Annotated in this window: 11 protein-coding genes, 1 tRNA gene and 2 rRNA genes (1 of these 14 only partly in view); 9 read left to right on the forward strand and 5 right to left on the reverse strand. The window is 56.9% G+C overall.

The features are described 5' to 3' along the window. Together HUW35_RS12390 and rrf are read left to right on the forward strand one after the other, a co-directional pair. Window positions 1-2,226: ribosomal RNA gene (locus HUW35_RS12390) — 23S ribosomal RNA — on the forward strand (it extends 662 nt beyond the left edge of the window). 212 nt (window positions 2,227-2,438) lie between these two features. Further along, window positions 2,439-2,554: ribosomal RNA gene (gene rrf / locus HUW35_RS12395) — 5S ribosomal RNA — on the forward strand. A 388-nt stretch (window positions 2,555-2,942) separates the two neighbouring features. Here the strand turns inward: rrf and HUW35_RS12400 are convergent. Further along, window positions 2,943-3,029 (reverse strand) — tRNA-Leu (locus HUW35_RS12400). Window positions 3,030-3,169: 140 nt separating this feature from the next. On the opposite strand from HUW35_RS12400, the gene queA reads away from it, so the two are divergent. The 4 genes from queA (at window position 3,170) to secF (ending at window position 8,480) form a co-directional block, all read left to right on the forward strand. Then, complete coding sequence (queA, locus tag HUW35_RS12405) at window positions 3,170-4,225, forward strand: tRNA preQ1(34) S-adenosylmethionine ribosyltransferase-isomerase QueA (protein ID WP_181252606.1); 1,056 nt, start codon at window positions 3,170-3,172, stop codon at window positions 4,223-4,225. Between the two features lie 77 nt (window positions 4,226-4,302). After that, on the forward strand, window positions 4,303-5,436 hold the full coding sequence (gene tgt / locus HUW35_RS12410) for a tRNA guanosine(34) transglycosylase Tgt (RefSeq protein WP_181252607.1): 1,134 nt from the start codon (window positions 4,303-4,305) through the stop codon (window positions 5,434-5,436). Window positions 5,437-5,599: 163 nt separating this feature from the next. Further along, the gene (gene secD / locus HUW35_RS12415) at window positions 5,600-7,468 is read left to right on the forward strand and encodes a protein translocase subunit SecD (protein WP_181252608.1); all 1,869 of its coding nucleotides are present in this window, start codon (window positions 5,600-5,602) and stop codon (window positions 7,466-7,468) included. Window positions 7,469-7,478: 10 nt separating this feature from the next. Beyond that, complete coding sequence (gene secF / locus HUW35_RS12420) at window positions 7,479-8,480, forward strand: protein translocase subunit SecF (RefSeq protein WP_181252609.1); 1,002 nt, start codon at window positions 7,479-7,481, stop codon at window positions 8,478-8,480. A gap of 151 nt (window positions 8,481-8,631) precedes the next feature. Here the strand turns inward: secF and HUW35_RS12425 are convergent, their stop codons facing one another. The 4 genes from HUW35_RS12425 to pyrC form a co-directional block, all read right to left on the reverse strand. After that, window positions 8,632-8,829, reverse strand: coding sequence for a hypothetical protein (locus HUW35_RS12425; protein WP_078085300.1), 198 nt, complete (start codon window positions 8,827-8,829; stop codon window positions 8,632-8,634). Between the two features lie 161 nt (window positions 8,830-8,990). Beyond that, window positions 8,991-9,980 carry a PHB depolymerase family esterase gene (locus tag HUW35_RS12430; protein ID WP_255463268.1) on the reverse strand — a complete coding sequence of 330 codons (990 nt, stop codon included), beginning with the start codon at window positions 9,978-9,980 and terminating at the stop codon, window positions 8,991-8,993. Between the two features lie 155 nt (window positions 9,981-10,135). Then, on the reverse strand, window positions 10,136-10,834 hold the full coding sequence (gene rnt, locus HUW35_RS12435; RefSeq protein ID WP_181252610.1) for a ribonuclease T: 699 nt from the start codon (window positions 10,832-10,834) through the stop codon (window positions 10,136-10,138). Between the two features lie 80 nt (window positions 10,835-10,914). Beyond that, on the reverse strand, window positions 10,915-11,952 hold the full coding sequence (pyrC, locus tag HUW35_RS12440) for a dihydroorotase (protein WP_181252611.1): 1,038 nt from the start codon (window positions 11,950-11,952) through the stop codon (window positions 10,915-10,917). 355 nt (window positions 11,953-12,307) lie between these two features. Here pyrC and HUW35_RS12445 point away from each other — a divergent pair, with 355 nt between their 5' ends. The 3 genes from HUW35_RS12445 to ccoO all read left to right on the forward strand — a co-directional run bounded on the left by HUW35_RS12445 (window position 12,308) and on the right by ccoO (window position 15,762). Further along, a complete protein-coding gene (locus tag HUW35_RS12445; protein WP_181252612.1) occupies window positions 12,308-13,528 on the forward strand; it encodes an argininosuccinate synthase in 1,221 nt (406 codons plus the stop codon). 143 nt (window positions 13,529-13,671) lie between these two features. After that, the gene (gene ccoN / locus HUW35_RS12450; RefSeq protein WP_181252613.1) at window positions 13,672-15,132 is read left to right on the forward strand and encodes a cytochrome-c oxidase, cbb3-type subunit I; all 1,461 of its coding nucleotides are present in this window, start codon (window positions 13,672-13,674) and stop codon (window positions 15,130-15,132) included. A gap of 12 nt (window positions 15,133-15,144) precedes the next feature. Next, a complete protein-coding gene (ccoO, locus tag HUW35_RS12455; RefSeq protein WP_181252614.1) occupies window positions 15,145-15,762 on the forward strand; it encodes a cytochrome-c oxidase, cbb3-type subunit II in 618 nt (205 codons plus the stop codon). The last annotated feature ends 11 nt before the right edge of the window (window positions 15,763-15,773 follow it).

Raw genomic sequence — 15,773 nt, forward strand, 5'->3', positions numbered from 1 at the left:
AACCAGGTGATCTAGCCATGGGCAGGTTGAAGGTTGAGTAACATCAACTGGAGGACCGAACCGACTAATGTTGAAAAATTAGCGGATGACTTGTGGCTAGGGGTGAAAGGCCAATCAAACCTGGAGATAGCTGGTTCTCCCCGAAAGCTATTTAGGTAGCGCCTCGGACGAATACTACTGGGGGTAGAGCACTGTTAAGGCTAGGGGGTCATCCCGACTTACCAACCCTTTGCAAACTCCGAATACCAGTAAGTACTATCCGGGAGACACACGGCGGGTGCTAACGTCCGTCGTGGAGAGGGAAACAACCCAGACCGCCAGCTAAGGTCCCAAATTACTACTAAGTGGGAAACGATGTGGGAAGGCCCAGACAGCTAGGAAGTTGGCTTAGAAGCAGCCATCTTTTAAAGAAAGCGTAATAGCTCACTAGTCGAGTCGGCCCGCGCGGAAGATATACCGGGGCTCAAACTGATAACCGAAGCTGCGGATGCTCTTATGAGCATGGTAGAGGAGCGTTGTGTAAGCCGCTGAAGGTGAACTGTGAGGTTTGCTGGACGTATCAGAAGTGCGAATGCTGACATGAGTAACGATAAAGGGGGTGAAAAACCTCCTCGCCGGAAGACCAAGGGTTCCTGTCCAACGCTAATCGGGACAGGGTTAGTCGGCCCCTAAGGCGAGGGCGAAAGCCGTAGTCGATGGGAAACAGGTTAATATTCCTGTACTTGCAATTGCTGCGATGGAGTGACGGAGAAGGCTAGGCCAGCACGGCGATTGGTTGTCCGTGTTTAAGGTAGTAGGCTGGGGACTTAGGCAAATCCGGGTCCCTAAGGCCGAGAGCTGATGACGAAGCTTACTTCGGTAAGTGAAGTGGTTGATGCCATGCTTCCAGGAAAAACTTCTAAGCTTCAGGCAATTGCGAACCGTACTCTAAACCGACACAGGTGGTCGGGTAGAGAATACCAAGGCGCTTGAGAGAACTCGGGTGAAGGAACTAGGCAAAATGGTACCGTAACTTCGGGAGAAGGTACGCCGGTTTTGGTGATGGGACTTGCTCCCTAAGCTGAGGCCGGTCGAAGTGACCAGGTGGCTGCAACTGTTTATTAAAAACACAGCACTGTGCAAAATCGTAAGATGACGTATACGGTGTGACGCCTGCCCGGTGCCGGAAGGTTAATTGATGGGGTTAGACTTCGGTCGAAGCTCTTGATCGAAGCCCCGGTAAACGGCGGCCGTAACTATAACGGTCCTAAGGTAGCGAAATTCCTTGTCGGGTAAGTTCCGACCTGCACGAATGGCGTAATGATGGCCACGCTGTCTCCACCCGAGACTCAGTGAAATTGAAATCGCTGTGAAGATGCAGTGTACCCGCGGCTAGACGGAAAGACCCCGTGAACCTTTACTACAGCTTGGCACTGAACATTGACCCTACATGTGTAGGATAGGTGGGAGGCTTTGAAACGAGTACGCCAGTATTCGTGGAGCCGTCCTTGAAATACCACCCTTGTAGTGTTGATGTTCTAACGTCGACCCCTTATCGGGGTTGCGGACAGTGCCTGGTGGGTAGTTTGACTGGGGCGGTCTCCTCCCAAAGCGTAACGGAGGAGCACGAAGGTGCACTCAGCATGGTCGGAAATCATGCAATGAGCATAATGGTATAAGTGCGCTTGACTGCGAGTCAGACATGACGAGCAGGTGCGAAAGCAGGTCATAGTGATCCGGTGGTTCTGAATGGAAGGGCCATCGCTCAACGGATAAAAGGTACTCCGGGGATAACAGGCTGATACCGCCCAAGAGTTCATATCGACGGCGGTGTTTGGCACCTCGATGTCGGCTCATCACATCCTGGGGCTGAAGTCGGTCCCAAGGGTATGGCTGTTCGCCATTTAAAGTGGTACGCGAGCTGGGTTTAGAACGTCGTGAGACAGTTCGGTCCCTATCTGCCGTGGGCGTTGGAGAATTGAAAGGGGCTGCTCCTAGTACGAGAGGACCGGAGTGGACGAACCTCTGGTGTTCGGGTTGTGTCGCCAGACGCATTGCCCGGTAGCTAAGTTCGGGATCGATAACCGCTGAAAGCATCTAAGCGGGAAGCGAGCCTTGAGATGAGTTCTCCCTGATACTTTAAGTATCCTAAAGGGTTGTCGTAGACTACGACGTTGATAGGCAGGGTGTGTAAGCGTTGTGAGGCGTTGAGCTAACCTGTACTAATTGCCCGTGAGGCTTAACCATACAACAGAGATGGTTACTAACGATTACTGATCAGATGATCGATCAGTGGATTGTGCGCGAGACGAGACATACAGTTCTTGCGGTGTATTACTACAGAATGTTTTACCGACTTATTTGGGTTGACTGTTAACTGCGAGAGCAGTGGCAAACGGACAGTCAAGTGGCAGCGCAGAGCACAAGCTCATAAGACCAAGCCAACCCAAGCCAGTTTGCCTGACGACCATAGAACTGTGGAACCACCTGATCCCTTGCCGAACTCAGAAGTGAAACGAAATAGCGCCGATGGTAGTGTGGGGTTTCCCCATGTGAGAGTAGGACATCGCCAGGCTTCTAAATAAAAGAAAGGGCCACCCATTTGGGTGGCCCTTTTTTTATTTTGGATACGGTGAATTACTGTCACTACCACGCAGCACCCCACACCACCAGACCGAACATAAAAAAGGCCCCGATCGCTAACGCGACCAGGGCCTTTTTTATGTCTACACGGCGCTACTGAATTAGCTTCCTGGGCAGGTTTAAGTAAAGGAGGCGTTTGAGAAACGGGTGCTACCTGCCCGAGGCCGGACTGATCACATTGGCTGCGCCAATGTGCCCTTGCGGGCGCCTGCGGCGTCCCAACCGCTGGCGCGGTTACTCGAACCGAGTGCAGGGTCTCGCCGGTCTCAAGTGCCAAACAAAAAAGCCCTGACTGCTTTCGCAATCAGGGCTTTTTTGTTTGGTACCAGAGGCCGGACTCGAACCGGCACACCCGTTAAGGCGGGGGATTTTGAATCCCCTGTGTCTACCAATTTCACCACTCTGGCAGCTTCACGAGCGAAGATCGAACTCGGCTCGGAAAGGACGATGATTATAGCGATGGGCCAGTTGCGGTCAACAGGATTTGGCTGCGGGAGTGCTTTCCGTTAGGATTCGCGACCAATCAATAACCACCTAGACTGAATTCATGCAACGCCAGGATTTCTACTTTGATCTGCCGGAATCTCTGATCGCCAAGGCGCCAACCGAGGAGCGCCGGGGCAGTCGTCTTTTGTGCCTCGATGGTGAGACCGGTGAGCTGGCTCACCGCCGCTTTAGCGACCTTCTTCAACTGGTAGAGCCCGGTGATTTGCTGGTATTCAATGATACCCGGGTGATCCCTGCGCGCCTGTTTGCCCGCAAGGCCAGCGGAGGCAGGCTGGAAATTCTCATAGAGCGGGTGTTGGACGAACATCGCGCCCTGGCCCATATCCGTTCGAGCAAGTCGCCCAAGCCCGGTAGTGAAATTCTGCTGGAAGATGACACCGTCTTGAAGATGGTGGACCGTCACGATGCCCTGTTTGAGCTGGAGTTTCCGCAGGAAGGGGCATTACAGGTGCTGGAGCGCCTGGGGCACATGCCACTGCCTCCTTATATAGATCGTGCGGATACCGATTCCGACAAAGAGCGCTATCAGACGGTGTACAGCCGCAACGCCGGAGCGGTAGCTGCGCCCACCGCTGGATTGCATTTCGACGATGAAATGATCGAATCCCTACGGCACAAGGGGGCAGATACCGCTTTTGTCACCCTGCATGTGGGTGCTGGTACCTTCCAACCGGTGCGCGTGGATGATATCCACACCCACAAGATGCATACCGAGATTCTGGATGTGTCGGAAGAGGTGTGTGCAGCAGTTGCAGCGTGCAAAGCCCGTGGTGGGCGGGTAATCGCCGTGGGCACAACCAGTGTTCGCGCCCTGGAGAGCGCCGCGGCTTCCGGCGAACTGAAGCCGACTCAGGGGGAGACCGACATCTTCATCTACCCGGGGTACCAGTTCAGGGTGGTGGATCGCCTGATCACCAATTTCCATTTGCCGGAGTCGACACTACTGATGTTGGTGAGTGCCTTCGCTGGATATCGAAACACAATGAACGCCTACGCGGCAGCGGTGGAAAATGAATACCGTTTTTTCAGCTATGGCGACGCGATGCTGATAGAGCGCAACGATGCGGTAGATCCCGCTGAAGTGGGTCGAAAGTAATATTTCGGCCTGAATCGTATATTTAACAATATCGATACTACGACATTGATTTAGCGACAGTTTGCGAGGAGATCGTCTTGAGCCGCGAGTGTTTTATGAAGTTTGAATTGGATACCACGGACGGCAAGGCCCGCCGTGGGCGGCTGCATTTCCCTCGCGGTGTGGTCGAGACACCGGCGTTTATGCCGGTAGGTACCTACGGCACCGTGAAAGGCATGCTGCCGCGTGATGTGGAAGAGATCGGGGCTCATATCATCCTTGGCAATACCTTCCACCTGATGTTGCGCCCCGGTACCGTGGTCATCAAGGAGCACGGAGACCTGCACGATTTCATGCAGTGGCAGGGGCCGATTCTTACGGACTCTGGTGGTTTCCAGGTGTTCAGCCTGGGCAAGATGCGCAAGATCAGCGAAGAGGGGGTTTCCTTCAAATCGCCGGTGGATGGCAGCCCGGTATTCGTGGGGCCGGAAGAGTCCATGCAGGTGCAGAAAGACCTGGGCTCGGACGTGGTAATGATCTTCGACGAGTGCACGCCTTATCCGGCAACACCGGACGAGGCGCGCAAGTCCATGGAGTTGTCACTGCGCTGGGCAAAACGCTCCAAGGATGCCCACGGTGAGAATCCCTCCGCCCTGTTCGGTATCGTGCAGGGGGGCATGTATCCGGAATTGCGGGACGTGTCCCTGGCAGGACTGACAGATATCGGGTTTGACGGCTATGCCATTGGCGGGCTTTCCGTGGGTGAGCCCAAGGAAGAGATGATCAAGGTGCTGGATCATCTCGCATACAAAATGCCGGAGGACAAACCGCGCTACCTGATGGGGGTCGGCAAGCCTGAAGATCTGGTAGAAGGCGTCCGCCGCGGTGTGGATATGTTCGACTGCGTTATGCCTACCAGGAACGCGCGCAACGGCCATCTGTTCACCTTTGCCGGTGTTGTGAAGATCCGCAATGCCAAGCACCGTCACGATACCGGGCCGCTGGAGGAAGGGTGCGATTGCTACACCTGTGAAAACTTCTCCCGCAGCTATCTCCATCATCTGGACAAGTGTGGAGAAATTCTCGGTTCCCAGCTCAATACCATCCACAACCTTCGCCATTACCAGCGCCTGATGCAGCGCCTGCGGGATGCCATCGCGGCCGGCGCGCTGGAAGAGTATGTGGCCTCGTTTTACGCGGGGTTGGGGCGAGAGGTGCCGCCACTGGGGTGAGTGGCGGGGTGCTGATTTGTGCCACCTGCCTATCCCCGTATAATCAGCTCCCTGTTCAGATTTGGGGCGCCCGGTGGTTGTAATCACTGGCGCGCGTCCGCATATCGTGAGTTATCGAAAAAAATGTGCCCGTGGAACGGGCCACTCCAACAATGAGACCAGCATGAATCGCTTCCCCCTCTGGAAATATCTACTGATCCTGATCATTACCGGGTTGGGGCTGTTGTACGCAGCGCCGAATCTGTATCCCCCCGACCCTGCTGTACAGATATCCGGCCAATCCAGTGCACTGCAGATTGATCAAAATGTGCTCAACGAGGTGCAGGAAGCGCTGGACGAAGCGGGCATCGCCTATTTTGGCGGTGAGGTGCAGGACAAGGCGGTACTGATTCGCCTGAAGTCCATCGAGGAGCAGTTGCCGGCCAAGCGCGCGATCCAGGAATCCCTCGGTCACAGCGAATACGTGGTGGCTCTCAACCTGGCACCGACCACGCCTGAGTGGCTGCAGAGTATGGGCGCGAGCCCGATGAAGCTCGGTCTCGACCTCGCCGGTGGTGTGCACTTCCTGATGGAAGTGGATACCAACTCCATCGTCAAAACCAACATGGAAGGCTATGTCTCCGACGTAAAATCCAAGCTGCGTGGGGCCAAGGCGCGCTACCGCAGTGTGGATCTGGAAAACGACCGGGAAATCATTGCCAAATTCCGCTCGGAAGATCTGCGCGATCTGGGCATGCGCACGCTGCGTAAAGAGTTCCCAACCCTGCAGCTGACCGAAGCCGGTGGCGGCAGCAACCTGGAGATCCGTGCGACTCTTGCCGAGCAGGAGATCAAGCAGCTGGAAGACTACGCGGTAACCCAGAACCTCACCACCCTGAGAAACCGGGTGAATGAGCTGGGCGTGGCCGAGCCCATTGTTCAGCGTCAGGGGCGCAACCGTATCGTGGTAGAGTTGCCCGGTGTACAGGACACCGCGGAAGCGAAGCGGATCATCGGTAAGACCGCCAACCTCGAATACCGTATGGAAGCCAAGTCCGATGCGCTGGTAACCAGTAAAGAGTACTTCGAATACCGCGACGAGCAGGAGCGTGCGGCATACGGCGGTGCCTGGCTCGAGCGCAAGATCATCATCTCCGGTGAGCGAGTGACCGATGCGCGCGTTGGTTATGACGAGAGTGGTTTCCCGCAGGTAAATATCACCCTGGATTCTCGCGGTGGTGAAATGATGCACCGCGCGACCTGGAAGAATGTTGGTCGCCGTATGGGCACCCTGTTCGTAGAAAGCCGCTTCACCCCGGAGAAGCAGGTCGATGCCGAAGGCAATGAGATTATTGTCCAGAAGCGTACGGACGATAAGAAGATCATCAGCCTGGCGACGGTGCAGAGCCCGCTGGGACGTCAGTTCCGCACCACCGGCCTGGGCAGTCCGGCAGAAGCGCAGGAACTGGCGCTGCTGCTGCGCTCCGGTGCACTGGCCGCGCCGATGTACTTTGTCGAAGAGCGGGTTATTGGTCCGTCTCTGGGTGCGGACAACATTGACGTCGGTGTGACTTCTGTACAGATCGGCCTGCTGGCGGTCGTCATTTGTATGCTGCTGTTTTACCGGGTGTTTGGTCTCGCCGCCAACATCGCACTGGCTACCAACCTGGTTCTGTTGGTGGCGGTAATGTCCATTCTGGGCGCGACCCTGACCCTGCCGGGTATTGCCGGTATGGTGTTGACCATCGGTATGGCGGTGGATGCGAACGTGTTGATCTTCTCCCGTATCCGGGAGGAGTTGCGCAACGGATTGCCACCCCAGTCGGCGATCAACGCCGGTTTCGACAATGCGTACAGTGCGATTGTGGATGCAAACATCACTACATTGATTGTCGCGGTGATTCTGTACGCCATCGGCTCAGGCCCGGTTCAGGGCTTTGCGGTGACACTGTCTATCGGTATTCTCACCTCCATGTTCAGTGCCATCATGGGTACTCGGGCGTTGATCAATTTGTTCTACGGCGGCCGCCGTGTGCAGAAACTTTGGATTTAAGGGGACGGTGATGAGCAATACCAAAGAAGAGAACGGCAAGATCACCGAATATATGGGCAAGCGTGTGTACGACTTCATGCGCTGGCGCAAACTGGCCGCGGCCATTTCCCTGTTGCTGGTGGTTGCCTCCATTGTGGCCCTGGCCACCAATGGCCTGAAACTGGGGCTGGATTTCACCGGCGGTACCCAGATCGAGGTGGGTTACGAAAATGCGCCCAAGATTGAAGATGTCCGTACTCAGTTAACCGATGCCGGATTTGAAGGTGCTGCGGTGGTGCGGTTCGGCTCGGATAGCGAGCTGCTGATCAAGCTGCCACCGGAAGTCGCCGAGCGGCAGACACAGCAAAATGCACGGGATGCGGAAGCGACTAATTCCATTGGTGACAAGGTTGTCGGCGCCTTGCGCCAGCACTCAGATGGCAAAATTGATCTGCGTCGTGTGGAAATGGTTGGCCCGCAGATCGGTGAAGAGCTGCGTGATGATGGCGGCCTCGGCATGCTGTTCGCGCTTGCGGTGGTGATGGCCTACGTGGCATTGCGCTTCCAGTACAAATTCGCCGTTGGTGCGGTGGTGGCCCTGATTCACGATGTGATTATCGTGCTTGGCTTTTTCGCGATTCTGCGCCTGGACTTCGACCTCACCGTTCTTGCGGCAGTGCTGGCGGTGATCGGTTACTCGATCAATGACACCATCGTGGTGTACGACCGCGTGCGGGAGAATTTCCGCAAGGTGCGCCAGGCAGAGCCCGCGGAGGTGATCAATATCTCCATGAGCCAGACGCTGAGCCGGACGTTCATGACCTCGTTCACTACCTTGCTGGTGCTGTGGGCACTACAGTTCTTCGGTGGAGAGCTGATTCACAACTTCTCGCTGGCACTGATTGTGGGTGTGATCATCGGTACCTTCTCTTCCGTATACGTGGCAGCCAATATTCTGATGGCCATGAATACCACCAAGGAAGACCTGATGCCGCCGGTGAAAGAAGGGGCCGAGCTGGACGAAATGCCCTGAGGCGAGACTTCTTCAGGCATAAAAAAGGCGGGTTTTACCCGCCTTTTTTATGCCCGCCGATTGCCGATTCAGTTGATGGCGCCGGCATGTTGCGCCAGTGCTGCCACGGGTTTCACCGGGTGGCTGGCGTTTCGGTGGGCGAAGAAGACACTCAGGCGCGGGGTTTTTTACCCAGGGTGATGTGCTTGGGGCCGGAGGTGTTGGTCTGGCCGCTGACGCCTTTGGGCACCTGCTCGATCTTGCCGCCACTGGCGAGGAAGGCCTGAACCTGGGATTCGATAGCTTCGCGTGACTCGGTTGAAACCGTTTCCTTGCCGCGCTTGCTTGCGCTGGATGCTTTTTTAGCCACAGTTCTGTCCACTTTTATGTATGAACGGTAGATATTACCGCAATTTGTGCAAAAAATCACCCATTAACCCGGGGCCGCCTCAGGTGGGCCCGGCAGAATGTGGCCGGACCGCGGGCAAAAAATCGAAAAAACTTGAAAATTCAATAGCTTATCGACGTTTATCAATGCTCAGGTGTGCTGCCGCTAAGCGCCTCTCCATTGCTGCGTTCGACCCGTTGGTTGTGTTTTATGAAGAACTGGCCCAGGTACTTGGCATAGTTGATCCCTGTGCCGCTGATATAGCTACCGCTGGCACCCTCGCCCCCGGACCAGGAGTGATCCACGCCGTTTAGCCATACCATGGAGACCCTTCCGTCTTGCCAAAGGGTCTCCTTGGCGATGCTGGAGCCTTCTGAATAGGTGGTGCTTGCGGACACTTCCGCTGCATCATAAACCGCGGCCATGCCCTCTGCATTCTGGGTGTTGTAGCAGTCGTCGACGATGGTGTCGTCGGTGCCGTGGGCAATGGAGGCGATCTGGGTGTCTAAGTGGTCGGAATACTCGCCCGCATAGGCGTTGCAGCGGGCGGCAACATCTGCGGCTTCGCAGTTGCGGATAGCGCCACTGGCACTGGTGCCGATACTTGGGCCAGCGCTGATTCCCATGCCGGAGAATACGTCGGGAGCGATACACGCCGTGGTATTGGCAAATACTGCTCCCGATGAGAGTCCGGCGATGTAAACCTGGGCGGGGTCGATATTGCGTTCACTATCTCCGCTCATGGCATTCGCCAGATCAACCAGGTTTTTGTAGTCGCCGGTAAAGCGGGACTTGTCGCTCTCCCAGTAGGCCCAGCAGCCGTAACCGGCCTTGTTCATGGCGTCGGGCACTGCGACGACCATGCCGTATTCATCCGCAGCGCTTTCCAGATTGGCGGTCAGGTAAGTATCGATGGACTGGGTGCAGCCATGCAGCACCACCAGCAGGGATTTGCCGCTGCCGATCGGCGAGACACTGTCCGGAGTATAGATATGTACCTTGTCGAATCCGCCGATGGTTACATTCTGCTGCCAGCTTCCTGCATGGGACACGTTGGTGCCCAGATAAAGGCAGGCTGCGCCCATTACCCCGAGGCTGCTGCCCAGCAGCTTGCGCAGTTTCATCTTGTTCATCGCTCTCACCGTTATTCTTTTCGGAATTGGCCCCAGCCTAGCGGGGAGAATATGCGGTGGGTATGCGACCTAGGTATTAGGGGGTTGGCGGGCTGTGGGGCGGTCGGAGGTGGCGGCCAGGGGCGGAAGCCCAGCGCGATGGCTGGGCGTATGGTTCAGCTCGCGGAAGATTCACTGTCCGCGGAGACATCGCCGTCCTCAGCTGCGGGAACACTCAGGGGCCAGCCACCCAAGTCCCGCCAGCGGTTGACGATGCCGCAGAACAGTTCCGCGGTCTTCTCCGCGTCGTATTCCGCGGAATGCGCGCTGTTATTGTCGAACTCGATACCGGCAGTCTGGCAGGCTTTGGCCAGCACGGTCTGCCCGTAGGCGAGGCCTGCCAGGGTTGCGGTGTCCATGCAGGAGAAGGGGTGGAAGGGGTTGCGCTTCAGCCCGCAGCGCTCCACGGCGGCATTGATAAAGCCGAGGTCAAAGTGTGCGTTGTGCGCCACCATGATCGCACGGGTGCAGCTGTGAGCTTTTATTGCGCTCCGAATCTTGCGGAACAGCTCTGGAAGGGCAATCTCTTCAGGCCAGGCATCGCGATCCGGTGATTCCAGATCGACACCGATGAAATCCAGTGCGGATTGCTCGATATTCGCGCCTTCAAATGGCTCGATATGGAAGCTGTGGGTTTCCTCGGCAAACAGGGTTCCCTCATCGTCCATATTGAGGATGACGGCCGACACCTCCAGAAGGGCATCCGTGCGGGCATTGAATCCCGCTGTCTCGAGATCCAATACCACGGGGAGAAAGCCGCGGAATCGCTGAGCCAGAGGACTTTTGGGGCCGGTGGGGGCTTCTGCTGGGGTCACGGAAAATCCTGGTGTGTGGGTATCTGTTGGTTGTCGGTGTTTGCTTCGTCAGCGGTAACCGGGTGGTTACTGTGGCGCCGTCAGACGAGGCGCCAGTTCAGGGTCTCGCCCGCGGCCAGAGGGATCAGCGACTCGGTACCCATCTGTAAGCCCGACGGCAGAGTCCAGGGTTCCCGCACCAGGGTGATGGTGTCCGTGTTGCGCGGCAGGCCGTAGAAGTCCGGGCCAAATTCGCTGGCAAACGCTTCCAGGCGGTCCAGCTTGCCGGCCTGCTCGAAGGCTTCAGCGTAGAGTTCGATGGCGCTGAACGCGGTGTAGCAACCGGCGCAGCCACAGGCGGTTTCCTTCTTGCCCTGCGCGTGTGGTGCGGAATCGGTGCCGAGGAAAAACTTCGGGTTGCCACTGGTGGCCGCCTCGATCAGTGCGTTCTGATGGTAGCCGCGCTTCAGGATCGGCAGGCAGTAGTAATGAGGGCGGATGCCTCCCACCAGCATATGGTTGCGATTGTACAGCAGATGGTGGGCAGTAATGGTGGCTGCCACGCCGTCGCGCGCCTGGGCCACAAATTCTGCCGCATTGGCGGTGGTGATGTGCTCAAGCACAATCTTGAGGCTCGGGAAGTCATCCACCACCGGGCCGAGGATGGTGTCGATAAACACCTGCTCGCGGTCAAAGATATCGATATCCGCCGTTGTCACTTCTCCGTGCAGCAGTAGTTTCATGCCGCAGGACTGCATGGCTTCAAGCGCCGGATAGATATTGGCGATATCGGTAACCCCGGAATCGGAGTTGGTGGTGGCGCCAGCGGGATACAGCTTGGCAGCAACAACGCCCGCTTCGTGGGCTTGCTGCACCACTTCCGGGGTCGTGTTGTCTGTCAGGTAGATCACCATCAGCGGGGTAAAATTGCCGCCTTCTGGGATCGCTGCCTCGATACGGCTCCGGTAGGCGAGGGCGCCTTCGGCGTCGGTTACCGGCGGTACCAGATTGGGCATGATGATGGCGCGTCGAAACTGCTTCGCGGCATCGCCAACGGTGCGGGTAAGGGCCGCATCGTCGCGTAAATGAATGTGCCAGTCGTCAGGTGCGCGCAGGGTAATTTGCTGCTTGGAGTCCACCGAATATCTCCTCCCGGATTGATCGCGGCGCCGATGCTACCCGAAGCGCCAAAAAATTGCGAAAACTGCGGTGAATGCCTCATTCACCACCAGATTGAATATAAAGTAATCAGGGGCTGCTGTTTGCTTAGCAGGCAAATACCGGACTGGCCGTCTGGTGCTGGTCGTGGACGTTTCAAGGCGCTACAATCGCGCCCCGAAAAAAGCGGCCTATCCGCAGTTCCTGGGCACACATCCAACAATAAAACTCCCCAGACCAAGACTTTTCACAGGTGCTCGGCGTCCGGTGTGGCAGTCGTGTACCTGTTGTGACGGTATAGCCCGTGTATACGGGCCCACTATACAGAGGATAGTAATGAGCAAGATCGATAAGGTGGTATTGGCGTATTCCGGCGGACTCGATACTTCAGTGATCGTGCGCTGGCTCCAGGATACCTACGGCTGCGAGGTCGTTACCTTTACCGCCGACATCGGTCAGGGTGAGGAGGTGGAACCGGCACGCGCCAAGGCTGAAGCCCTGGGCGTCAAGGAAATCTACATCGACGATCTGCGCGAAGAGTTCGTGCGTGATTTTGTCTTCCCCATGTTCCGCGCCAACACCATCTACGAAGGCGAATACCTGCTCGGCACCTCTATTGCCCGCCCGCTGATTGCCAAGCGCCTTATCGAGATCGCCAACGAGACCGGCGCCGATGCCATTTCCCACGGTGCCACCGGCAAAGGAAATGACCAGGTGCGTTTTGAGCTGGGCGCCTATGCGCTGAAGCCAGGCATCCAGGTGATTGCCCCCTGGCGTGAGTGGGACCTGAACTCCCGCGAAAAGCTGATGGAGTATTGCGAGCAGCACAAGATCCCGGTGGACTTTTCCAACAAGAAGAAAAAGTCCCCTTACTCCATGGATGCCAATCTGCTGCACATCTCCTACGAAGGTGGTGTGCTGGAAGAGCCCTGGGCCGAGGCCGAGGAAGATATGTGGCGCTGGAGTGTCAGCCCGGAAGCGGCGCCGGATCAGCCCACTTACATCACCCTGCAGTACGAAAAAGGCGATCCGGTAGCGATCGATGGCGAGCGTTTGAGCCCCGCCACACTGCTGGAGAAACTGAACAAGTTGGGCGGCGCCAATGGTATTGGCCGCCTGGATATCGTCGAGAACCGCTACGTGGGTATGAAGTCCCGCGGCTGCTACGAAACTCCCGGCGGTACCATCATGCTTAAAGCGCACCGCGCGATCGAATCCATCACCCTGGATCGGGAAGTCGCGCACCTGAAAGATGAACTGATGCCGCGCTACGCGAAACTGATTTACAACGGCTACTGGTGGTCCCCCGAACGCGAAATGCTGCAAGCGGCGATTGACCAGTCCCAGTCTGTGGTAAATGGCGAAGTTCGCCTGAAGCTGTACAAAGGTAGCGTCACCGCCGTCGGTCGCCGCTCTGAAGACAGTTTGTTTGATGAGCGCATCGCCACCTTTGAAGACGATGCGGGCGCCTACGACCAGAAAGATGCCGAAGGCTTCATCAAATTGAACGCCCTGCGCCTGCGAATTGCCGCGGGTAAAGGTAGAGACTTGATCTAAATCAGTCGGAAACGGCGATTGAAGCGTTTAAATCGTCGTCTCTGTACCCGCCCGGTCTACCGTGAAGGGTATAGCCGCTATTTCGCTGGCGGACCCTTCGCGCTTGACGGAAACGAATCTTAAAAAGCAACGGAAGTTACACCATGAGCACAACGGTGGCAGAGGCCGGCAAGTTGCCGGACTATGACTACAACATCGTGCGCCAGTTCACCATCATGTCGGTGGTCTGGGGTATCGTTGGTATGGGCGTCGGCGTTCTCATCGCCGCACAGCTGGCATGGCCGGCGCTGAATGACCTTTGGCAGCCCTTCACGCACTTTGGTCGCCTGCGACCCCTGCACACCAACGCGGTGATTTTCGCGTTTGGCGGCAGCGTGCTGTTTGCGACTTCCTACTATGTCGTCCAGCGCACCTGTCAGACCCGCCTCTGGGGCGGCTGGTTGATCCCGTTCACTTTCTGGGGTTGGCAGGTTGTCATTATCGGTGCCGCGATTACCCTGCCGCTGGGTCTTACCTCAGCGAAGGAATATGCGGAGCTCGAATGGCCGCTGGATATCCTGATTGCGCTGGTGTGGGTCGCCTATGCCATTGTGTTCTTTGGCACCATCGTCAAGCGTCGCACCTCCCACATTTATGTAGCTAACTGGTTCTTTGGTGCATACATCATCACCATTGCTGTGCTGCATATCGTCAACAACCTCGAAGTGCCGGTGAGTGCGTGGAAGTCCTACTCCATGTTCGCCGGTACCACTGATGCGATGATCCAGTGGTGGTACGGCCACAACGCGGTAGGCTTCTTCCTGACTGCTGCCTTCCTCGGCATCATGTACTACTTCGTGCCCAAGCAGGCTGGCCGCCCGGTATATTCCTACCAGCTGTCCATCGTGCACTTCTGGGCGCTGATCTCCATCTATGTATGGGCCGGTGGTCACCACCTGCATTACTCCGCACTGCCGGACTGGACCCAGAGCCTGGCGATGATCATGTCCGTGATCCTGCTGGCGCCTTCCTGGGGCGGCATGATCAACGGCATCATGACCCTGTCCGGTGCCTGGCACAAACTGCGCACCGACCCGACCCTGCGCTTCCTGGTGGTATCCCTGTCCTTCTATGGCATGTCCACCTTCGAAGGCCCGATGATGTCCATCAAGACCGTGAACGCACTGTCGCATAACACCGACTGGACTGTGGGCCACGTGCACTCCGGTGCCCTTGGCTGGGTGGCAATGATCTCCATCGGTGCGCTGTACCACCTGGTACCGGTACTGTGGAACCGCAAAGAAATGTTCAGCGTGAAGCTGATCAACGCACACTTCTGGCTGGCTACCGTAGGTACCGTACTGTACATCGCCGCCATGTGGGTGAACGGTATTACCCAGGGCCTGATGTGGCGCGCCTTTAACGCCGACGGCACCCTGACCTACAGCTTTGTGGAAAGTGTGATTGCCAGCCACCCGGGCTACATCGTTCGCTGGTTGGGCGGTGCCTTCTTCCTGACAGGTATGTTCCTGATGGCTTACAACGTATTCCGCACCATCACCGATGCGCCGCGGGAAGGCGAAGTGCGTCACGACGAAAACCTGCCGGTTGCGAAGAACGTTTAAGGGGAATCGATCGTGAAGAATCATGACATCGTAGAAAAGAACATCGGTCTGATGATGGTGCTGATCGTTGTGGCGATCAGCTTCGGCGCCCTGGTGGAAATCGTTCCCCAGTTCTTTACCACCAATAACAATGAGCCCATTGCGGGCCTCAAACCGCTGGGTCCGGTGGAACTGGAAGGCCGCGATATTTATATCCGCGAAGGCTGCCACGTTTGCCACACCCAGATGGTGCGTCCGCTGCGCGCTGAAGTAGAGCGTTACGGCCATTACTCCATGGCCCAGGAGCATGTGTACGAGCATCCGTTCCTGTGGGGCTCCAAGCGCACTGGGCCGGATCTGGCGCGTGTGGGTGGCCGTTACTCTGACGAGTGGCACCGCGCGCACCTGTACGATCCGCGCAACGTTGTGCCCGAGTCGATCATGCCTTCCTATCCCTGGCTGTTCGACAACGTCATCACTGGCGAAGACACCGCAGCCAAGATGCGCGCCCTGCGTTTCGCGGGTGTGCCTTACACCGATGAAGATATCGCGAATGCCAGCAAGCCGTTTGTTGGTGGCCGGGTTACCGAAATCGACGCACTGGTAGCCTACCTGCAGCAGCTGGGTACCCTGGTGCAGCAGAAGCGCTAAGCGAGGTCATC

Origin of the sequence: Microbulbifer sp. YPW1, assembly GCF_013367775.1 — a bacterium.
Classification (GTDB): Bacteria; Pseudomonadota; Gammaproteobacteria; order Pseudomonadales; family Cellvibrionaceae; genus Microbulbifer.